The organism is Parafrankia discariae (assembly GCF_000373365.1).
GTDB classification, from domain to species: domain Bacteria; phylum Actinomycetota; class Actinomycetes; order Frankiales; family Frankiaceae; genus Parafrankia; species Parafrankia discariae.
The window spans coordinates 78,565-95,722 of sequence record NZ_KB891203.1 but is presented as its reverse complement, the minus strand read 5'-3'; the positions used below and the strand labels follow the sequence as shown (position 1 = coordinate 95,722).

The window sequence follows — 17,158 nt, the reverse complement described above, 5'->3', positions numbered from 1 at the left end:
AGGCAGGACCTGGTGAGGAGATCCTTCGGTCGGACCCGGCCGTCGCTCGCGGATGTCGAGGACACGCCGATGGCCCCGGCTGACACCGCGGACGCGGACGCGTCGCCGAGCCGTCGGGTTGGGCACCGACGGCCGCGCCGGCGCCGCGTCAACGCGCGCCTGGGCGCCACGCTGGTGGCCGTCGGCCTGCTGGCGACCGCCTGCGACGTCCCCAATTTCGGATTCCCGGACGGTGTGACCAACCACACCCCACGGATCCTGAGCATGTGGCAGGGCTCGGTGATCGCCGCCCTGTCCGTCGGTGTGTTCGTGTGGGCCCTGATCTTCTACGCGGTCGTCGTGTTCCGGAAGCGCAGTGATGTTCTGCCGCGCCAGGTCCGGTACAACCTTCCCGTCGAGATCCTTTACACCGTCGTGCCCGTCGTGATCGTGGCGGGCCTGTTCTACTACACCGCTCGCGACGAGTCTGAGATCACCAAGCTCTCGGACAAGCCCGACGTGACGGTGAACGTCATCGGATTCCGGTGGAACTGGCAGTTCCAGTACCTGGACACCGGCAAGACCCCCGGCAGCAACCAGGTCGAGGTCACCGGTCGTCCCGGTGAGGCACCCGTGCTCGTGCTGCCCCAGGACCGGTCCGTCCGGTTCGTGCTTACGTCACCGGACGTGATCCACTCGTTCTGGGTGCCCGAGTTCCTGTTCAAGCGGGACGTCGTCCCCGGGCGCGTCGGCCAGTTCGAACTCACCGCGACGAAGACGGGAACCTTCGTCGGCCGGTGCGCCGAGCTGTGCGGCACCGACCACGACCGGATGACCTTCTACGTCAAGGTCGTGCCGGGTGCCGAGTACGACCGCTTCATCGAGGAACGCCAGAGCGCCGCGATCAGCGCGTCGCCGTCCTCCGGCGTCACCACCGGGAGTGTCCAGTGACCCTTCTGCACGAGTCGCCCGCCGGGCCGGCGGGGCACGCCCACGAGTCGGCGGACCACGAGAAGCCGCCGATCGCGAACCTGCTCGGCTACCTGAGGACGACGTCCCACAAGGACATCGCGATCATGTACTTCCTGACGTCGTTCGCGTTCTTCGTCATCGCCGGCATTCTCGCGATTTTCATCCGGGCCGAGCTGGCTCGTCCGGGTCTGCAGTACTTCTCGAACGACCAGTACAACCAGTTCTTCACCATGCACGGCACGCTGATGCTGCTGATGTTCGCGACGCCGCTGGCGTTCGCGTTCGCCAACTACCTCGTGCCGCTGCAGATCGGTTCGCCGGACGTCGCGTTCCCGCGGCTGAACGCCCTGTCGTACTGGCTGTTCCTGTTCGGCAGCCTCACCGTGTTCGCCGGGTTCCTGAGCCCGGGCGGTGCGGCCTCGTTCGGCTGGTTCGCCTACGCGCCGCTGAGCAACCAGCTCTACTCGCCCGGGGTCGGCTCCGACCTGTGGGTGCTCGGCCTGACGGTGCAGGGGCTCGGCACGATCCTCGGTGCCGTCAACTTCATCACCACGATCCTGTGCCTGCGCGCCCCCGGCATGACGATGTTCCGGATGCCGATCTTCTGCTGGAACCTGCTGGTCACCTCGATCCTGGTGCTGGTGGCGTTCCCGGTGCTGGCCGCCGCGCTGCTCGCGCTGGCGGCGGACCGAAGGTTCGGGGCCCACATCTTCGACGCCGAGAACGGCGGCGCGATGTTGTGGCAGCACCTGTTCTGGTTCTTCGGGCATCCCGAGGTCTACATCATCGCGCTGCCGTTCTTCGGGATCATCAGTGAGATCATCCCGGTGTTCTCCCGCAAGCCGCTGTTCGGCTACAAGGGCCTGGTGTTCGCCACCATCGGCATCGGGGCCCTGTCCGTCGCGGTGTGGGCGCACCACATGTTCGTCACCGGTGCGGTGCTGCTGCCCTTCTTCGCCTTCCTGTCGTTCCTGATCGCGGTGCCCACCGGCATCAAGTTCTTCAACTGGATCGGCACGATGTGGCGCGGGCAGATCAGCTTCGAGGCGCCGATGCTGTTCGCGGTCGGCTTCCTGGTGACGTTCCTGTTCGGTGGTCTCACCGGTGTGCTGCTGGCCAGCCCGCCGATCGACTTCCACGTCAGCGACAGCTACTTCGTGGTGGGCCACTTCCACTACGTCGTCGCCGGCCTGATGTTCGCGGCCTTCGCGGGTGTCTACTTCTGGTTCCCGAAGGTCACCGGCCGGATGCTGAACGAGAAGCTGGCGAAGCTGCACTTCTGGACGCTGTTCCTGGGCTTCAACGCCACCTTCCTGGTGTTCCACTGGCTGGGTACCCAGGGCATGCCCCGGCGGTTCGCGGACTACGGCCCGAACGACGGTTTCACCACCCTGAACACCGTCGCGACGGCGGGCTCGTTCCTGATGGGCCTGTCCACGCTGCCGCTGCTCTACAACCTGTGGTACTCGTACCGCAAGGGCCCGCTCGCCGCGGTCGACGACCCCTGGGGCTACTCCAACTCGCTGGAGTGGGCGACCTCCTGCCCGCCGCCCCGGCACAACTTCCGGTCGCTGCCGCGTATCCGCTCCGAGCGACCCGCGTTCGACCTGCACTACCCGGCGGTCGCCGGCAGGGCGGACTACCACGCCACACCGGAACTCGGTCAGGGAGCCGCGCGATGAAGGTAGAAGGCCTGATCTTCAACTTCTTCGGTGCGTTCGCGGGGGCGGTGGCTCTCGTCTACTGGTTCTGGGCGAAGGACCCGACCGGGACGGCCGCGCTCACGCTGTGCGCGGGGCTGGGCTTCCTCGTCGGGGGCTATCTGACCTTCACCGGCCGGCGGATCGGCATGCGTGCCCAGGACCTGCCGGACGCGGAGGTCGTCGACGGAGTCGGGGAGCTCGGGCACTTCACCCCGGGCAGCTACTACCCGTTCTTCCTCGCCGCGAGTGCCGCGGTGGCCGCGATGGGGCTCGCCTTCGGTATCTGGCTGACCATCCTCGGCGCGGTCCTGACGTTCACCTTCGCCGTCTGCCTGGTGATGGAGAACTTCTGGAACCCGCCGCTTCCCGAGGACTGACCGGCGGCCCGGACACAACAGGGGCTGTGGGCTTCAGGTGATCACCTGAAGCCCACAGCCCCTGAGTCGTTCCGGGCCCACCCGGTGGTGGTCGGGAGCGCGGGGCTCAGCCCCGGGCGGTGGCCGCGATCCGGCTGGCCTCGGCCCAGCGCCGTAGCGCCGTCGCGGCGGCACCCGAGTCGACGGCTTCGGCGGCCCGGCCGAACTGGGCCCCGAGCTGCTCGGCCAGCGGCGCGTCGGTGGGGCCGGCCACGGCGACCAGAGCGGCCGCGGCCGCGAGCAGCACGGCGTCGCGGACGGGCCCGGTCTCCCCGGCGAGCAGGGCCCGCGCCACGGACGCGTTGTAGGCCGTGTCCGCGCCGCGCAGCGCGGTCGCGTCCGGCTGCGCGAGGCCCAGGTCACGGGGGTCGAAACGCTCCGAACGCACCCGTGACCGGGCGGCCGTGCCGGTCCCGTCCGTGCCGGCCTCGGCCGAGGCCGGCGGCGCGCTGATGACCCACACGGTCGACGTGGTGGCCGTGGTGAGCTCGTCGAGGCCGTCGTCGCCGCGGAACACCAGGCCCCGGGTTCCCCGCGCGGCGAGCACGTCGGCGACGATCGGGGCCAGCCGCGCGTCGGCCACGCCGATCGTCTGGGCGCCCGGCCGCCCCGGGTTCGCCAGCGGGCCGAGGATGTTGAACGCGGTCTGCACCCCCAGCTCCTTGCGGGTGGTGCCGACGTGCCGCATCGCCGGGTGGAAGACCGGGGCGAAGCAGAAGGCGATCCCCGCGGCGGCCAGGCACGCCTCCACCCCGGCCGGCGGCAGGTCGATGACGACGCCGAGCTCGGCCAGCACGTCGGCCGACCCGCTGGCCGACGACGCCGCGCGGTTGCCGTGCTTGACCACGGTGGCCCCGGCGCCGGCCGCCACGATCGCGGCCATGGTCGACAGGTTCACCGTGTTGGAGCGGTCGCCGCCGGTTCCGCAGGTGTCGACCGCGGCGGCGCGCAGCTCGTCGCTGAGGGCGAGCGGCTCGGCGAAGCCGAGCATCGTGCGGACCAGCCCGCTGATCTCCTCGGCGGTCTCGCCCTTGGCCCGCAGCGCGACCACGAAGCCGGCGATCTGGGACGGCGTCGCCAGCCCGCCCATGATCTGCTCCATGGCCCACGCCGTCCGGTCGGCGGCCAGGGCCTGCCCGGAGATCAGGTCGGTGATCAGCTCCGGCCAGCTCTCGGCCGTGGCCCGCGGCCCCCCGGGCGCGCCGGGCGGCGTGCCCGGGGAGGAAACGGTCGTCGGGGCGGGGGAGGCTGCGGTCGTCGTCGCCCGCGGCTCCGAGGCGGTGCTCGTCATGAGGTGTCCGTATGCGTCGTTGTTCGCGATGCGTCGTTGTCCGCGTTGTCCGCGTTGCTCACGTCGGTCCGGTGGCCGGGCGCGACCGCGTCGTCGCGCCGGCCGAACGGGTCTGCTCGAACGGGTCTGTCAGTGCTGCCGGGTGTTGACCACCGGGCGCCGGACGGCGACCCCGCCGGCCCGCGCGCGCAGCAGCCCGACGACCGCGTCGGTCAGCTCGCCCGGGTCGATCGGGTGGCCGACCACCGCGTCCGCCTGCGACCAGGTGGCCAGCCAGCGGTCGTCGCGCCGGGCGACGAGCAGCAGCATGGGCGGGCAGTCGGCGACCTCGTTCTTGAGCTGGCGGGCCAGCCCCATGCCGCCGGAGGGGGTGGCCTCGGCGTCGAGGATGCAGAGGTCCGCCTCGCTGTGGTCGATGGCGTCGATCAGCGTCTCCGCGTCGGAGACCTCGACGAGCTCGAGCTCGTCGAGGTCGGGCGCGGGACGGCGCCCGAGCGCGGCCAGGACACGCTCTCGGACGTCGGCCTTGCTCGCGTACACGAGGACGGTGCTCATGGCGTCCACGGGCCTCTCGATGGGCGACCGCCATGGTCGGCGATCGGGAACGACTGCCGGTACCGGCACTGCGCGGGCACCGGTCCCCGTCGGGCGGCTCCGGGCGTCGCCGGAGTGGCCCGGCGCGTGGCGGCGGGTGTCGCACCGTCCCGGTATCCGCCCCGAAGGCTATCTGCTCGCCGCCCGCCGGTCGCGACGCCATCCGGCTTCCCGGCCTGGCCGGGCGGTGGGTACGGTCGTGCCGTTCGGGGGTGGACGTCGGTGGAGTTTGCCATCGGGTGGTGATGTACGCGATACTGAGACTCGTTCTCAATGTTTGCCCGAGCGCCGGTTCCGACCGTCGCCCGTTGCCACGGCACCCCGCCACCCGGCACCGGGACGCGGGACGAACGCCCCCGGGCGGCGCCGACCGATGACGGACGTGACCGATGGCGGAGCGGACCGAACTACGCCTGACCCCCCAGCGCACCCGTGTGCTGGAGGTGCTGAAGGCCGCCGATGATCATCCGACGGCGGCCGAGGTCTACGAGCGTGTGCGGCTCGCGGCCCCCGGGATCGGCAGCGCGACCGTCTACCGCGCCCTCGCGTTGCTCGTCGAGACCGGGCACGCCCTCGAGCTCAACCTCGGGGACGGCGCGGCAGCCAGGTACGACGCCAACACCAGCCGGCACGACCACGCCGTGTGCGAGCGGTGCGGCCGGGCCGCGGACATCGACCACCCCGTGCCGGACGGCATGGTGGCCGAGATCGCGCGCCGGTCCGGTTTCACGATCACCGGGTACGACCTGCAGTTCAGGGGCCTGTGCCCGGAGTGTCAGACCGCCGGCGAGGGTCATCGCCCGGTCCGGCGGTAGAGCCCGACACCATTACGCAGAAGGAGTTCCGTATGCCGAAGCTTGACGGCACCAAGACCCACGAGAACCTCAAGGAGGCGTTCGCCGGCGAGAGCCAGGCCAACCGTCGCTACCTGTACTTCGCCCGCCGCGCGGACATCGAGGGCCTGACCGACGCGGCCTCCCTGTTCCGCGACACCGCGGAGGGCGAGACCGGCCACGCGTTCGGGCACATGGACTTCCTCGCCGAGGTCGGCGACCCGGCGACGGGCGAGCCGGTCGGCAACACGTCGAAGAACCTGGCCAGCGCGGTGGCCGGCGAGACCTACGAGTTCACCGCGATGTACCCGGGCTTCGCGAAGACCGCCCGCGAGGAGGGCTTCGAGGAGATCGCCGAGTGGTTCTCGACGCTGGCCCGCGCCGAGAAGACCCACGCCGGTCGGTTCAAGAAGGCCCTCGACGCGGTGATCGCCGAGGAGACCGCCGACGCCTGAGTGGCGCGCGGAGCGGGCCCGGGGTCACCCGGGCCCGCCACCCGCCACCCGGGACGGCCAGACGCGTCCTCGCGACGGGGAAGGAGCCAGCACGATGGGGTCCAGCACGGTGGCGTTCACCGCCGCCGACATCACCACCGACCACACCGCCTACTCCGCGCAGCGGGTCCAGGCCCGGTCGAGGATGATCCCGATCCGCGCCGAGCGGCGCGTCCGGATCGGCGACATCCTGCTCTTCGAGTTCGAGAACGCCGAGACGCTGCGCCACCAGGTGCAGGAGATGGTCTACACCGAGCGGCTCACCACTCCCGGGGACGTCGCCCACGAGGTCGAGACCTACTCCCGGCTGCTGCCGTCCAGCCACTCCCTGACGGCCACGATGTTCATCGAGCTCACCCAGGTCGAGACCGTGCGCGAGGAGCTGGCCCGCCTGTCCGGCGTCCAGCGTCGGGTGGCGCTGGAGATCGGCGGAGTGACCGTGCCCGCCGTCGAGATCCCGGGCGTGGACGAGGACCCCGACCAGCCCAGCGAGACGGTGTCGGTGCACATGCTCCGGTTCCCGCTCACCGACGGGACCAGGGACGCCTTCCGCGACCCGGCGGTCACCGCGGAACTGGTGGTCGATCATCCCGCGTACAGCGACGCGACCCCCATCGTCGGCGCCGCCCGCCGGAGCCTGATCGCGGATCTCGCGCTGCCGAGCTGACCCGACGCGGGCCGGCTGTCCCGGGCCGGGCCTGTGTGGTCGGGCCCGGGTCCGTGCCCCGGAGCCGGGTACGCGCGGCCGGAGCCGGGTATGCGTGGCCACAGAAGGCACGCCTCCCGGATCGACAGGAGCCCGCTGTGACCGACGACGCCAACGAGGAGACCACCCGGGCGGGCGACGCCCTGCACCGGCTCGCGCACGACCAGGACGACACGGCCGCGCTGGGCGCGCTCGCCACCTCGGACGTCCTCGTTCCGGACGTCAGCGACCCGGCCAGGGACAACGGCGACGCCCGCGTGGTGCGACTGCCCGTCGCCGAGCAGCCCGACGGTCAGCAGTTCGTCCCCACCTTCACCTCGGAGCGGCGCCTCGTCGACGCGCTGCCGAGTGTCGGGCGCTACCGCCGGGTGCCACTGGCCGCGTTGCTGCGGACGTGGCCCGCCGGTGATCTCATGCTCGCCGTCGACCCCGGAACGGAGGAGGGGATCACCCTCCCCGCGGAGGGCGTCCGGGCGCTCGCCGCCCTCGCGGACTGAGCCGCCGAACGGTCACCACCCCGCGCGGACTGAGCCGTCCGGGCCACCCTCGGCGCGGCGCGGCGCCCCGGGTGAGGGACACAACAACAGGCGGATTCCCGGGTCGCCGCCGGGCGTGGCCGACGTCTCGTCAGGTACCAGAACCTGCGTGTTAGCAGGAGCTTCGTGGTCGTGGAGCAAAATTTCCGGCCGCGCCGGGAGGCGATCCGGGCGTCGTCGACGCCGTGTAGTCCTACCGATTGTCGAACCTACGGTGGCGCGTGCGGCGTCACATGCCAGAATGACCGTCGTGGCCTCAGCCCCTGTCCTCGAGAAGGCTCCTCCAGCGCACCCGGCGGCCAACCGTCCCTCGATGGTCTCGGTCGGCACAGTGGTGTGGCTGTCGTCGGAGCTGATGTTCTTCGCGGCCCTGTTCGCGATGTACTACACGATCCGCTCGGTCAACAGCGGCAACTGGCCGCCGGTCACCGGTGACCCCGCCGGGTCCGAGATCGGTCCCGTGCACCTGCACGTCGCCTACGCGCTGTTCTTCACGGTGATCCTGGTCCTGTCCAGTGTGACCTGCCAGCTCGGGGTGTTCGCCGCGGAGCGCGGCGACGTCATCGGTCTGCGCCGCTGGTACCTGATCTCGCTGCTGATGGGGCTTGTCTTCGTCGGTGGCCAGGCCTGGGAGTACTTCAAGGAGAACGAGTTCACCCTGGCGTCGCACGGCTACGGGTCGGTGTACTACCTGACCACCGGCTTCCACGGGTTGCATGTGATCGGCGGGCTGGTCGCCTTCGTTCTGGTGCTGGCCAGGTCGACCTACGGGCGGTTCACGCCTGAGAAGGCGACGTCAGCGATCGTCGTGTCGTACTACTGGCACTTCGTCGACGTCGTCTGGATCGCCCTGTTCGCCACCATCTACCTCCTCCAGTGAGCGACATGACCACATCCAAGGCATCCGGAGCCGCGGCGTCCCCGACCTCGTCCGCGGGCGAGGCCGGCAGACCCCGGCTCATCTCGGTGAGGAACGCCGGGCGATCCCGGTCGACCTCCGCGCGCCGCCGACGGCGGTCGTCGTCCATCGTTCTTCTCCTCGGCCTGCTGGCGACGGGGGTGATGTGGACGGTGCTCGCTCCCGGCGGCAACGCGACGGAGACGCCGGACGCCAACGAGGCCGTGCGCCAGGGCCGCGCCCTGTTCCTGCAGGGCTGCGCGACCTGCCACGGGCTGAACGCCCAGGGCTCGACCGAGGGCCCGAGCCTGGTCGGCGTCGGCGCGGCCGCGGTGGACTTCCAGATGTCCACCGGCCGCATGCCGCTCGCCGCCCCGGCGGCCCAGGCCGACCGCAAGCCCCCGTCGTACTCGGAGACCCAGATCGACCAGGTCGCGGCCTACGTCCAGACCCTGGGCGGCGGCACGCAGGTGCCCGAGCTGACGGACGCGGATCTCAACGACGCCGACCTCGCCGAGGGCGGTGAGCTCTTCCTCGCGAACTGCGCCCAGTGCCACCAGGCCGCCGGCGCGGGCGCCCCGCTCACCTACGGCAAGTTCGCGCCGTCGCTGAGCCAGGCCACGCCCGAGCAGGTCGTCGAGGCGATGCGGACCGGCCCGGAGTCGATGCCGGTGTTCGGCCCCGGTCAGATCAACGACGACGAGGCCGTCGCGGTCGCCGCGTACGTCCGGCACCTGCAGGACACCCCGTCGCCCGGCGGTTCCTCGATCGGTAAGTACGGACCGGTCCCCGAAGGCCTGGTCGCGTGGGTCATAGGCATCGGCGCGCTGCTCGGCGTCTGCCTCTGGATCGGAGCGAGGCAGAAGCTGTGAGCGCCAACCAGGGCCCGACCGGGCCGGAGTCCGCGGACGGCGGCGAACTGCCACCGGACTCGCCGCAGCGGCGCATGCACTACGCCGGCTATCAGGGAGAGCCGGCCGACAAATCAGACCAGGACTCGATGAGCAGCATCTTCAACAGGACCAAGCACCCGGTCGACACGGCCGGGCACGCCAAGGACGGCGCCGACCCCAGGGTGGCCGGTGGCCCCGACGTCCCCGACGCGGGGCACGACGGGCCCGAGGTGCTCGGCACGCCCCCGCACCAGACCGACTCCTCCCGGACCCCGGAGACGACGGTCATGCGCTCGGGCGGGACGTCGACCCTGACCGCCCAGGGCGCGGGCGGCGGTGCCGGCGGGGGAGTCACCCCCCGGGCCCCGCACTCCGCGGAGTACGACCGGCGGGCCTCCCGGCGCGCCGAGCGGCTCATCGCCTTCTGGTTCCTGATCTCGGTCGTCGGCACGGTGGGCTTCATCGTCACCAACTTCGTCGGCGACAAGCACAAGCAGTACTACACCCCGGCGATGGGCAGCGCCCTCGGCCTGGCCGTCGGCGGCCTCGGCATCGGCATGATCCTCTGGGCCAAGCGCCTGATGCCGCACGAGCAGGCGGTGCAGGAGCGGCACGAGTTCACCTCCGCGCCGGAGGAGATCGCCGTCACCGAGGAGGAGGTCGCCCTCGGCTTCGCCGACACCGGCCTCGCCAGGTACCCGCTGCTTCGGCGCAGCCTCCTGGGCGCCGGAACGGTCCTCGGTGGCCTGCTCGTGATCCCGTTGCTGAACCTGACCAACAGCAAGCCCGGCAAGAAGCTCGACCACACCCACTGGGTCAAGGGCGCTCGGCTGGTCAACCTGCAGGGCCGGTACGTCAAGATCGGTGACGTCGCGATCGGCGGCATCGAGACGGTGCTGCCGGCGGTGCCGGTCAAGGAGTCCGACGGCAGCATCTCCTACGAGCCCAAGCTGGACGTCCACAGCAAGGCCGACAGCACGACGATCCTCATCCGGCTCGAGCCCGGCATCAACAAGCCGCGCGAGGGCCGCGAGGACTGGGCCGTGGACGGTCACGTCGCCTACTCGAAGATCTGCACGCACGCCGGCTGCCCGGTCAGCCTGTACGAGCAGCAGACGCACCACCTGCTCTGCCCCTGCCACCAGTCGGTGTTCGACGTGCCTGACGGGTGCCGGGCGATCTTCGGGCCGGCCAGCCGTTCGCTGCCGCAGCTCGCCATCGCGGTGGATGACGAGGGCTACTTCATCGCCCGTGACGGGGACTACACCGAGCCCGTCGGCGCCGCGTTCTGGGAGCGCTCATGACCGCCGAACCCGCCTCCGTGACCACTCCGAAGTTCCAGAAGCGGCCGACGCCGGCGCGCAAGGCGAACCGGGCGATCGACGAACGGTTCGGGACGCAGGCGGCCATCCGCCGCAACCTGAACAAGGTCTTCCCGGACCACTGGTCGTTCATGATCGGTGAGATCGCGCTCTACAGCTTCGTCATCCTGCTGCTGACCGGGATCTACCTGACGCTGTTCTTCGACCCGTCGAACGTCGAGGTCATCTACAACGGCTCGTACGTGCCGCTCAAGGGCGTCGAGATGAGCCGGGCCTATGCGTCGACGCTGGACATCAGCTTCGACACCCGGGCCGGCCTGGTGTTCCGCCAGATCCACCACTGGGCGGCGCTGATCTTCGTCGCGTCGATCGTGGTGCACCTGCTGCGGGTGTTCTTCACCGGTGCCTACCGCAAGCCCCGCGAGGTCAACTGGCTGATCGGCATCGGCCTGCTGATGCTGGGCCTGGTCGAGGGCTTCGCCGGCTACTCGCTGCCCGACGACCTGCTCTCCGGCACCGGCCTGCGGATCGCGGCGTCGATCGCCCAGTCCATCCCGATCATCGGGACCTGGGCGTCGTTCCTGGTGTTCAACGGCGAGTTCCCGGGTGAGAACTTCATCCCGCGGCTCTACGTCGTGCACATCCTGCTCGTGCCGGGCGTGCTGCTCGCGCTGATCGGAGCCCACCTGGGCATCCTGTGGCACCAGAAGCACACCGACTTCCCCGGCCCGGGCAAGACCGAGCACAACGTGATCGGCCACCGGGTGTTCCCGGTGTTCGCGGTGAAGTCCGGCGGCTTCTTCATGCTGACCTTCGCGGTGCTCGCGCTGCTGGGCGGCCTCGCCCAGATCAACCCGATCTGGACGTTCGGCCCCTACGACCCGGCCAAGGTCAGCTCGGCGTCCCAGCCCGACTGGTACATCGGCTTCCTGGACGGCTCCACCCGGCTCATGCCGCCGTGGGAGTTCCGCGGCCTCGGGCACACCATCCCGCCGCTGCTGTGGCCGACGGCGGTCCTGCCGGGCGTGCTGTTCACGCTGCTGGCGGTCTACCCGTTCCTGGAGGCGAAGTTCACCGGGGACAAGGCGTCGCACAACCTGCTGCAGCGCCCGCGGGAGGCACCGACCCGCACGGCGCTCGGCGCGATGAGCATCAGCTTCTACCTGGTGCTGTGGATCTCCGGTGGGAACGACATCATCGCCCACACCTTCAGCATCTCGCTGAACGCGATGACGTGGGCGGGCCGGGTCGGGCTGATCGTCGTGCCGCCGATCGCCTACGTGGTCACCAAGAAGCTCTGCATCCACCTCAACGAGCGGGACGCGGAGATCACCGCGCACGGCATCGAGACGGGCATCATCCGTCAGCTGCCCAACGGCGAGTTCGTCGAGGACCACCGGCCCAAGCCGCCGGCGGTGCCCGACTACCCGGTCGTGCCGAACGACCGGTTCGCGCTCACGGCCGGTGACGGCCACGGGAACGGCCAGCACGGCACGGGCCTCGTGCGCCGGGCCGGCAAGGCCGTCGGCGGGTTCTTCACCGAGGAGTCCGAGAAGCCGGCGGACGGCGAGGGCGCCGGTTCGACGGTCGGCGGCGGTCAGACCAAGCACTGACCCGCCGCGAGCCCCCCGGACCCGGCCGCCGGGCCCGGGGCGGGCGCCCGCAGGCACACTCGAGGACAGGCACGCTGAAGCACCGAGGGGCCGTTTCCGTCATCGACGGGGGCGGCCCCTGGTGGTTTGGCCGGTCCGGCGGTCCGACCCGCCGTCCGAACCGCTGCCGGAGTGGACGTCGGAGCGGACGTCGAAGCGCCGCGCCGCGCGGATCGCGCCGTGGGCGGGCCAGCTCCACTCGCCGTCCAGCCGGACCAGGCGCACGCCGGGCCCGGTCAGCCACCGGCCGATCCGCTCGGTCTCCTCGACCGAGGCGCACGGGGTGGGGCCGGGCAGCGGCCGGACGGTCTCCGCGCTGGCGACCACGGCGTCGACCCAGGGCCTCGGGTCGATCCCGCGCGGCACCGAGGCCGCGGAGACCAGCCGGCCGCGGCGGACGACGGTGAGATCCCACCCGGCGTCGGCGGTCGGCGCCGCGGCGACCAGCTCGTCGACGCCGGTCAGGGCGGTCAGCCGTTGCATGCGCGCGACGGCCCGCACATAGGCCGCGAGCCGGTCACGGACCCCGGCGGCCTCCTCGTAGCGCTGGTCGGCGGACAGCCGGGCGATGCGCCCCTCCAGCACGTCCAGGACGGGCCGCGGGTCGGCGGTCATCGCGCCGCGTGCCGCGGCGACGTGCCGGCCGTACTCGGCGACCCCCTCCCGGCCGTCGCACGGCGCCCCGCAGCGCCCCAGCTCGGCCAGCGCGCACGCGGTCGTCGGGCGGCGTGGCGAGAGCCGGGTCGAGCACTGGCGCAGCGGGATCGCCTCCAGCAGCGCCGTGGCCGCCGACTCGGCCGCGGCCGCGCTGCCGAAGGGCCCCAGCGACGTCACACCGTCGCCGACCGAGCGGACCCGGGAGAGCCGGGGGAACGGCTCGTCGGTGAGCCGTAGGTAGACGGCCCGCTCGGGGAAGCGGGAGCGGCGGTTGTACGGCGGCTTGTACTCGGCGATCAGCCGCAGTTCGCGCACCTCGGCCTCGAGCGCGTGCGCGCACTCGATCGCGTCGACCCGCTCGGCGATCGCGACCATCTCCGCCATCCGGCTCCGGGGCTCGCTGGCGGTGAAGTAATTACGCACCCGCGAGCGGATCGACCGGGACGTGCCGACGTACAGCGGGCGCCCGGTGCCGTCGCGGAACACGTAGACGCCGGGGCCGGTGGGCAGGTCGTCAGCGAGGTGCCGCTTGCGCCGCTGGGCGGGGGAGACCCGCGCGCTGTACGCGTGCAGGTCCTCGATCGTGGTGACGCCGAGGTTGCCCAGCCGCCCGAACAGCCCGTGCAGGACGTCGACCGTCGCCCGGGCGTCGGCCAGCGCCCGGTGGTTCGGCTGGGTCGCGCTGCCGAAGAGGGCGGCCAGGGAGGACAGCCGGCAGTCGCGGGTCTCGTCGCGGCTGATGACGCGGCGCGCGATCCGCACCGTGTCGAGGTGCTCCCAGGCCGGAGCGGGGTAGCCGCACGCCGTGGCGGCGGCGCGCAGGAAGCCGAGGTCGAACGGGGCGTTGTGGGCCACCAGCACCGCCCCCCGGGCGAACTCCAGGAACGTGGGCACGACCTCGCCGATGCTCGGGGCGGTGGCGACCATGGCGTCGGTGATGCCGGTGAGCACGGAGATGAAGGCCGGGATGGGCGCCGACGGCCGGACCAGGCTCGACATCTCACCGAGGATCCGGCCGCCCCGCACCCGCACGGCGCCGATCTCGGTGATCTCACTCGTGGCCGGGGAACCGCCGGTGGTCTCCAGGTCGACGACGACGAAGGTCAGGTCCGACAGCGGCCGGCCGAGCTCCGCCAGGCTGGCCTGACGCGGCACGCCGCCGGACGGCACGGGGACTGGGCACACGGCGACACCCTAGGCCGTGGGTACGACAGGACTCCGCCGCCCCCGGCCCGGCCGCGTGCTTCAGGCGAACGGCCGGGCGAAGGCGGTCGGCCCGGCGTTCATCACCCGGAACTCGTTGCCCTCGGGGTCGCGCAGCACGAAACCGGTCTCCCCGTCGGCCTCGTACCGGGCGAGCTGGCGCGCGCCCAGCGACGACAGCCAGCCGATCACCCGCTCCGCGTCGACGGCGTACAGCTCCAGGTGCAGGCGGTTACCCGTCTCGTCCGCGGCGTCCTGCTCCGGTTCCGGACGGCGGCCGGCCCGGCGCGCGGCCCACCGTTGTGGTCTTTGCCCGCCGCGGGCGGCCCGTGGCTCGGGCCGCCGCCGGAGCAGCAGCTTGGGCCCGGCACCGGCGGGATGGCGCAGGACAGCCGAGTCGCCGCCCTGCTCGGACACCTCGTAACCGAGTGCGTTGGACCAGAACCGGACCATCGTGTCCACATCGGTGCAGTCGACGCTGATACGGGCGACCCTGATGCCGTTCGTCTCAAACCACGCCACCCGGAGCATCATTCCGTATGGCCAGGTTTGTTGGCGCACCGGAGTGCTGTCGGCGTGTCCTTCTGGACCTCTTTGCGGATTGCGTTTCCCGTTAGTCGCTATTGCCCGCTATCGTATGGTTCTGAGTGTGATAATGCCGCTCGCGGCCGGCCACGATCCCAGCGCGTGACCTCAGCCCGCGACGGGCTGTGACGTCGGCGATGAGACCGGCCATGAGGCGGGCAGCGATCGGGCGCGTCCAGCTTGGCTGGTGGTCCTTCCGGTGCCCGGCGGGCGGAGCGGTGCCGCCCGGGCGATCTCGGTAGGGTCCGGCCATGGCCAGTGTCTTCACCCGGATCATCAACGGCGAGCTCCCGGGCCGCATCGTCTACTCGGACGAGTCGGCGGTGGCGTTCCTCTCCATCGCGCCGGTCCGCCCCGGGCACACGCTCGTCGTGCCGCGCCTGGAGATCGACCACTGGATCGATCTGCCCGACGAGACGGTGCGCGCGGTCTGGGGTGCCGCGGCCGTCGTCGGCCGGGCGATCGACACGGTGTTCAGGCCGCGGCGGGTCGCGGCGATGCTCGCCGGGATGGAGGTGCCGCACGCCCACATCCATCTGTTCCCGATCGACTCGGAGTCGCAGATGAGTTTCGCGCTCGCCGACGCCGATCCCGATCCGGCGATGATGGACGACGTCGCGGAGCGCCTTCGGGCGGCCCTGGCGGAGCCACGCCGGGTCTGACCCGGCCACGATCGGGCCCTGCCGCGGGTGGGCCGCCGAGGCCCCGTCCGGGCCCGTTCCAGCGCTGGAACGGGCCCGGACGGGGCCCCTGCCGGGTCAGAACTGGAACTTGGCAGGCTGCGTCGCGAACAGCGGTTCCCAGGACAGCACGTGATGACCTGGCGGGGCGTCGATGACCACGTTGCCGCGCACCTTCTGCCCGGCCTTCAGATCGAGGGTGAACAGCTTCGGCTCGACCGTGGTGAAGGAGCCGTCGTAGCGGCTGCCGTCCGAGGTCTGGACGTAGAAGTCGTCCGGTGACGCCGACGTCTCGCCGCGGACGACCTCGACGGTCACGTTCAGGATGTAGTTGGCGCCCTGCACCGGCGGATCGGAGTAGTCGGCGGCCGGGCCGGTGGTGCTGCAGATGCTGTTCAGCGTCACCTTGGCCTCGAAGTCGCTGACCGACGAGCTCGCGGTCCCGACCACCGTGCCCGTCCCGCCCAGGGTCAGGGCGCCGGCGGGCGGCGCGCCCTGCGGCACGACCGGCGTGCATCCGGCGGGACCGGACGGCTGCTGCGGGGCCGTCGTGGCGCCCGGGACGGCGGGTGCCGTCAGGGTGGGCACCGTGCCTGGTCCGAGGTTCGTGACCGCCGGCGGTGTGGCCGTCGGATTCGAGCCGTCGCCACCGCCGACCGCGAGGGCGATCACCACTCCCAGGACGATGACCGCGACGACGGCCACCGGAATGATGATCATCGCTGGATTCCGGCGGGGCCGGCCCGGGGGCGGGCCGCCGGGCTGCGGCCAGTTGCCCTGTTGCTGGGGGAATCCCTGCTGGTAACCGGGCTGCTGGTAGCCCTGCTGGTAGCCCTGCTGCTGGTAGTCGGCCGGCTGCTGGTAGCCCTGCTGGTAGCCCGCCTGCTGGTAGTCGGCGGGGGGCTGCTGGTAGCCCTGCTGCTGGTAGTCGGCCGGCTGCTGGTAGCCCTGCTGGTACTGGCCCGGCGTGCCGCCCTGCTGATAGCCGGCGGGCTGCTGCCATCCGGTGCCGGACTGACCTGGCTGACCCCACGGAGTGTCGGTGCCCTGCTGGGGCCACTGCTGCTGTCCCGCCCCGGGCCACGAGCCGTCCGGGTTGGGCCCGCCGGCCGGCGGCGTGCCCCAGCCGCCGCCCACCCCGCCGCCGGGCGTGGTGGACGGCCATCCGCCGCCCTCCCGCCCCGGTGTACCGGTGCCCCACTGCGGCACGGGCGCCGGCGGCGTGGTGGACGGCGCGCCGCCCTGGCCCGAGCCGGCAGCGCCGGGATTACCGGGACTCCCGGGCGCCGCACCCGCCTGGCCGCCGGCATCGGGTGGCTGTTGCCACGAGGTGTTGGGGGCCCTCCAGGTCTCCTGGTTCTCCGGACCGGGGGAGGGCTGGCCAGGAGGGGTCTGGTCGGTCAACGGGTGTCCTCTCGACGGCCATTGCCGTGTTTCTCACGAAGCGGAGTAAGGGTGACGGACACGGCGAGGCTACATAAGCCGGATATCACATGACACAATGGCCGGCTGGGTCGGGAAATGCGGTAGGTACGCCGGTGCCCGTGGTGTCCCGGGCCCCGCCGTCGTGTCCCGGGCCCGCGCCGCTGTGTCCCGCGGCCGGGCGGCGCCGGGTCCGGTGGTCGGGGCGGCGCGGTGCGCGCCCGTTCGAGGCGGGCTGGGCACGGATTAACCGATGGTGTCCGAAGAGGTCCCGGCGGTCGACCGATACCCTGGACCGTCGCTGTCGTCGTTCGCTCCGGAG

General features: G+C 71.7%; 17 protein-coding genes. 12 read left to right on the top strand and 5 right to left on the bottom strand.

Annotation, left to right across the window (positions count from 1 at the left end; translation table 11 throughout):
• Positions 1–69 precede the first annotated feature (69 nt).
• The 3 genes from ctaC to ctaF are packed head-to-tail and all read left to right on the top strand — an operon-like array spanning position 70 to position 3,031.
• Positions 70–930, top strand: a complete 861-nt coding sequence (gene ctaC / locus B056_RS0111340) for an aa3-type cytochrome oxidase subunit II (protein ID WP_020572442.1) — start codon at positions 70–72, stop codon at positions 928–930.
• Complete coding sequence (gene ctaD, locus B056_RS0111335; protein ID WP_018501977.1) at positions 927–2,633, top strand: aa3-type cytochrome oxidase subunit I; 1,707 nt, start codon at positions 927–929, stop codon at positions 2,631–2,633. The genes ctaC and ctaD overlap by 4 nt, the downstream gene beginning before the upstream one ends.
• Positions 2,630–3,031 (top strand): aa3-type cytochrome oxidase subunit IV, encoded by a 402-nt coding sequence (gene ctaF / locus B056_RS0111330; RefSeq protein WP_018501976.1) that lies wholly within the window; start codon positions 2,630–2,632, stop codon positions 3,029–3,031. Before ctaD ends, ctaF begins: the two co-directional genes overlap by 4 nt.
• Before the next feature lie 106 nt (positions 3,032–3,137).
• Here ctaF and trpD read toward each other — a convergent pair whose 3' ends face one another.
• The gene (gene trpD / locus B056_RS0111325; RefSeq protein ID WP_018501975.1) at positions 3,138–4,361 is read right to left on the bottom strand and encodes an anthranilate phosphoribosyltransferase; all 1,224 of its coding nucleotides are present in this window, start codon (positions 4,359–4,361) and stop codon (positions 3,138–3,140) included.
• 129 nt (positions 4,362–4,490) lie between these two features.
• Complete coding sequence (locus tag B056_RS0111320) at positions 4,491–4,916, bottom strand: response regulator transcription factor (RefSeq protein WP_026239576.1); 426 nt, start codon at positions 4,914–4,916, stop codon at positions 4,491–4,493.
• Between the two features lie 428 nt (positions 4,917–5,344).
• Between B056_RS0111320 and B056_RS0111315 the strand changes: the two genes are divergently transcribed.
• The 8 genes from B056_RS0111315 to qcrB all read left to right on the top strand — a co-directional run bounded on the left by B056_RS0111315 (position 5,345) and on the right by qcrB (position 12,250).
• A complete protein-coding gene (locus B056_RS0111315) occupies positions 5,345–5,770 on the top strand; it encodes a Fur family transcriptional regulator (protein ID WP_018501973.1) in 426 nt (141 codons plus the stop codon).
• A 32-nt stretch (positions 5,771–5,802) separates the two neighbouring features.
• Positions 5,803–6,243 (top strand): rubrerythrin family protein, encoded by a 441-nt coding sequence (locus B056_RS0111310; RefSeq protein ID WP_018501972.1) that lies wholly within the window; start codon positions 5,803–5,805, stop codon positions 6,241–6,243.
• A 94-nt stretch (positions 6,244–6,337) separates the two neighbouring features.
• Positions 6,338–6,949 (top strand): DUF3501 family protein, encoded by a 612-nt coding sequence (locus tag B056_RS0111305; RefSeq protein ID WP_018501971.1) that lies wholly within the window; start codon positions 6,338–6,340, stop codon positions 6,947–6,949.
• Positions 6,950–7,086: 137 nt separating this feature from the next.
• Positions 7,087–7,485: an SseB family protein gene (locus B056_RS0111300; RefSeq protein WP_018501970.1), complete on the top strand. Its 399-nt coding sequence runs from the start codon at positions 7,087–7,089 to the stop codon at positions 7,483–7,485.
• 280 nt (positions 7,486–7,765) lie between these two features.
• On the top strand, positions 7,766–8,404 hold the full coding sequence (gene ctaE / locus B056_RS0111295; protein WP_018501969.1) for an aa3-type cytochrome oxidase subunit III: 639 nt from the start codon (positions 7,766–7,768) through the stop codon (positions 8,402–8,404).
• Between the two features lie 5 nt (positions 8,405–8,409).
• Positions 8,410–9,294 carry a cytochrome bc1 complex diheme cytochrome c subunit gene (gene qcrC / locus B056_RS0111290; RefSeq protein WP_035751289.1) on the top strand — a complete coding sequence of 295 codons (885 nt, stop codon included), beginning with the start codon at positions 8,410–8,412 and terminating at the stop codon, positions 9,292–9,294.
• Complete coding sequence (gene qcrA, locus B056_RS0111285) at positions 9,291–10,619, top strand: cytochrome bc1 complex Rieske iron-sulfur subunit (protein ID WP_018501967.1); 1,329 nt, start codon at positions 9,291–9,293, stop codon at positions 10,617–10,619. The genes qcrC and qcrA overlap by 4 nt, the downstream gene beginning before the upstream one ends.
• Positions 10,616–12,250, top strand: a complete 1,635-nt coding sequence (gene qcrB / locus B056_RS0111280) for a cytochrome bc1 complex cytochrome b subunit (RefSeq protein ID WP_018501966.1) — start codon at positions 10,616–10,618, stop codon at positions 12,248–12,250. Before qcrA ends, qcrB begins: the two co-directional genes overlap by 4 nt.
• Positions 12,251–12,349: 99 nt before the next feature.
• On the opposite strand, the gene B056_RS0111275 is transcribed toward qcrB, so the two are convergent.
• On the bottom strand, positions 12,350–14,131 hold the full coding sequence (locus tag B056_RS0111275) for a DEDD exonuclease domain-containing protein (RefSeq protein ID WP_026239574.1): 1,782 nt from the start codon (positions 14,129–14,131) through the stop codon (positions 12,350–12,352).
• Between the two features lie 60 nt (positions 14,132–14,191).
• Complete coding sequence (locus B056_RS0111270) at positions 14,192–14,683, bottom strand: VOC family protein (protein WP_018501964.1); 492 nt, start codon at positions 14,681–14,683, stop codon at positions 14,192–14,194.
• A 302-nt stretch (positions 14,684–14,985) separates the two neighbouring features.
• Here B056_RS0111270 and B056_RS0111265 point away from each other — a divergent pair, with 302 nt between their 5' ends.
• Positions 14,986–15,396: an HIT family protein gene (locus B056_RS0111265; RefSeq protein ID WP_018501963.1), complete on the top strand. Its 411-nt coding sequence runs from the start codon at positions 14,986–14,988 to the stop codon at positions 15,394–15,396.
• Between the two features lie 96 nt (positions 15,397–15,492).
• Here B056_RS0111265 and B056_RS0111260 read toward each other — a convergent pair whose 3' ends face one another.
• Positions 15,493–16,818 carry a DUF4352 domain-containing protein gene (locus B056_RS0111260; protein WP_026239573.1) on the bottom strand — a complete coding sequence of 442 codons (1,326 nt, stop codon included), beginning with the start codon at positions 16,816–16,818 and terminating at the stop codon, positions 15,493–15,495.
• Positions 16,819–17,158 lie beyond the last annotated feature (340 nt).

What these genes read in the sequence shown, in the direction of transcription:
- ctaE (WP_018501969.1), top strand. Translation starts at nt 7,766, where the DNA reads ATGACCGTCGTGGCCTCAGCCCCTGTCCTCGAGAAGGCTCCTCCAGCG.
- B056_RS0111310 (WP_018501972.1), top strand. Translation starts at nt 5,803, where the DNA reads ATGCCGAAGCTTGACGGCACCAAGACCCACGAGAACCTCAAGGAGGCG.
- ctaF (WP_018501976.1), top strand. Translation starts at nt 2,630, where the DNA reads ATGAAGGTAGAAGGCCTGATCTTCAACTTCTTCGGTGCGTTCGCGGGG.
- B056_RS0111315 (WP_018501973.1), top strand. Translation starts at nt 5,345, where the DNA reads ATGGCGGAGCGGACCGAACTACGCCTGACCCCCCAGCGCACCCGTGTG.
- qcrC (WP_035751289.1), top strand. Translation starts at nt 8,410, where the DNA reads ATGACCACATCCAAGGCATCCGGAGCCGCGGCGTCCCCGACCTCGTCC.
- B056_RS0111320 (WP_026239576.1), bottom strand. Translation starts at nt 4,916, where the DNA reads ATGAGCACCGTCCTCGTGTACGCGAGCAAGGCCGACGTCCGAGAGCGT.
- trpD (WP_018501975.1), bottom strand. Translation starts at nt 4,361, where the DNA reads ATGACGAGCACCGCCTCGGAGCCGCGGGCGACGACGACCGCAGCCTCC.
- B056_RS0111265 (WP_018501963.1), top strand. Translation starts at nt 14,986, where the DNA reads ATGGCCAGTGTCTTCACCCGGATCATCAACGGCGAGCTCCCGGGCCGC.
- B056_RS0111305 (WP_018501971.1), top strand. Translation starts at nt 6,338, where the DNA reads ATGGGGTCCAGCACGGTGGCGTTCACCGCCGCCGACATCACCACCGAC.
- qcrB (WP_018501966.1), top strand. Translation starts at nt 10,616, where the DNA reads ATGACCGCCGAACCCGCCTCCGTGACCACTCCGAAGTTCCAGAAGCGG.
- ctaC (WP_020572442.1), top strand. Translation starts at nt 70, where the DNA reads ATGGCCCCGGCTGACACCGCGGACGCGGACGCGTCGCCGAGCCGTCGG.
- B056_RS0111270 (WP_018501964.1), bottom strand. Translation starts at nt 14,683, where the DNA reads ATGATGCTCCGGGTGGCGTGGTTTGAGACGAACGGCATCAGGGTCGCC.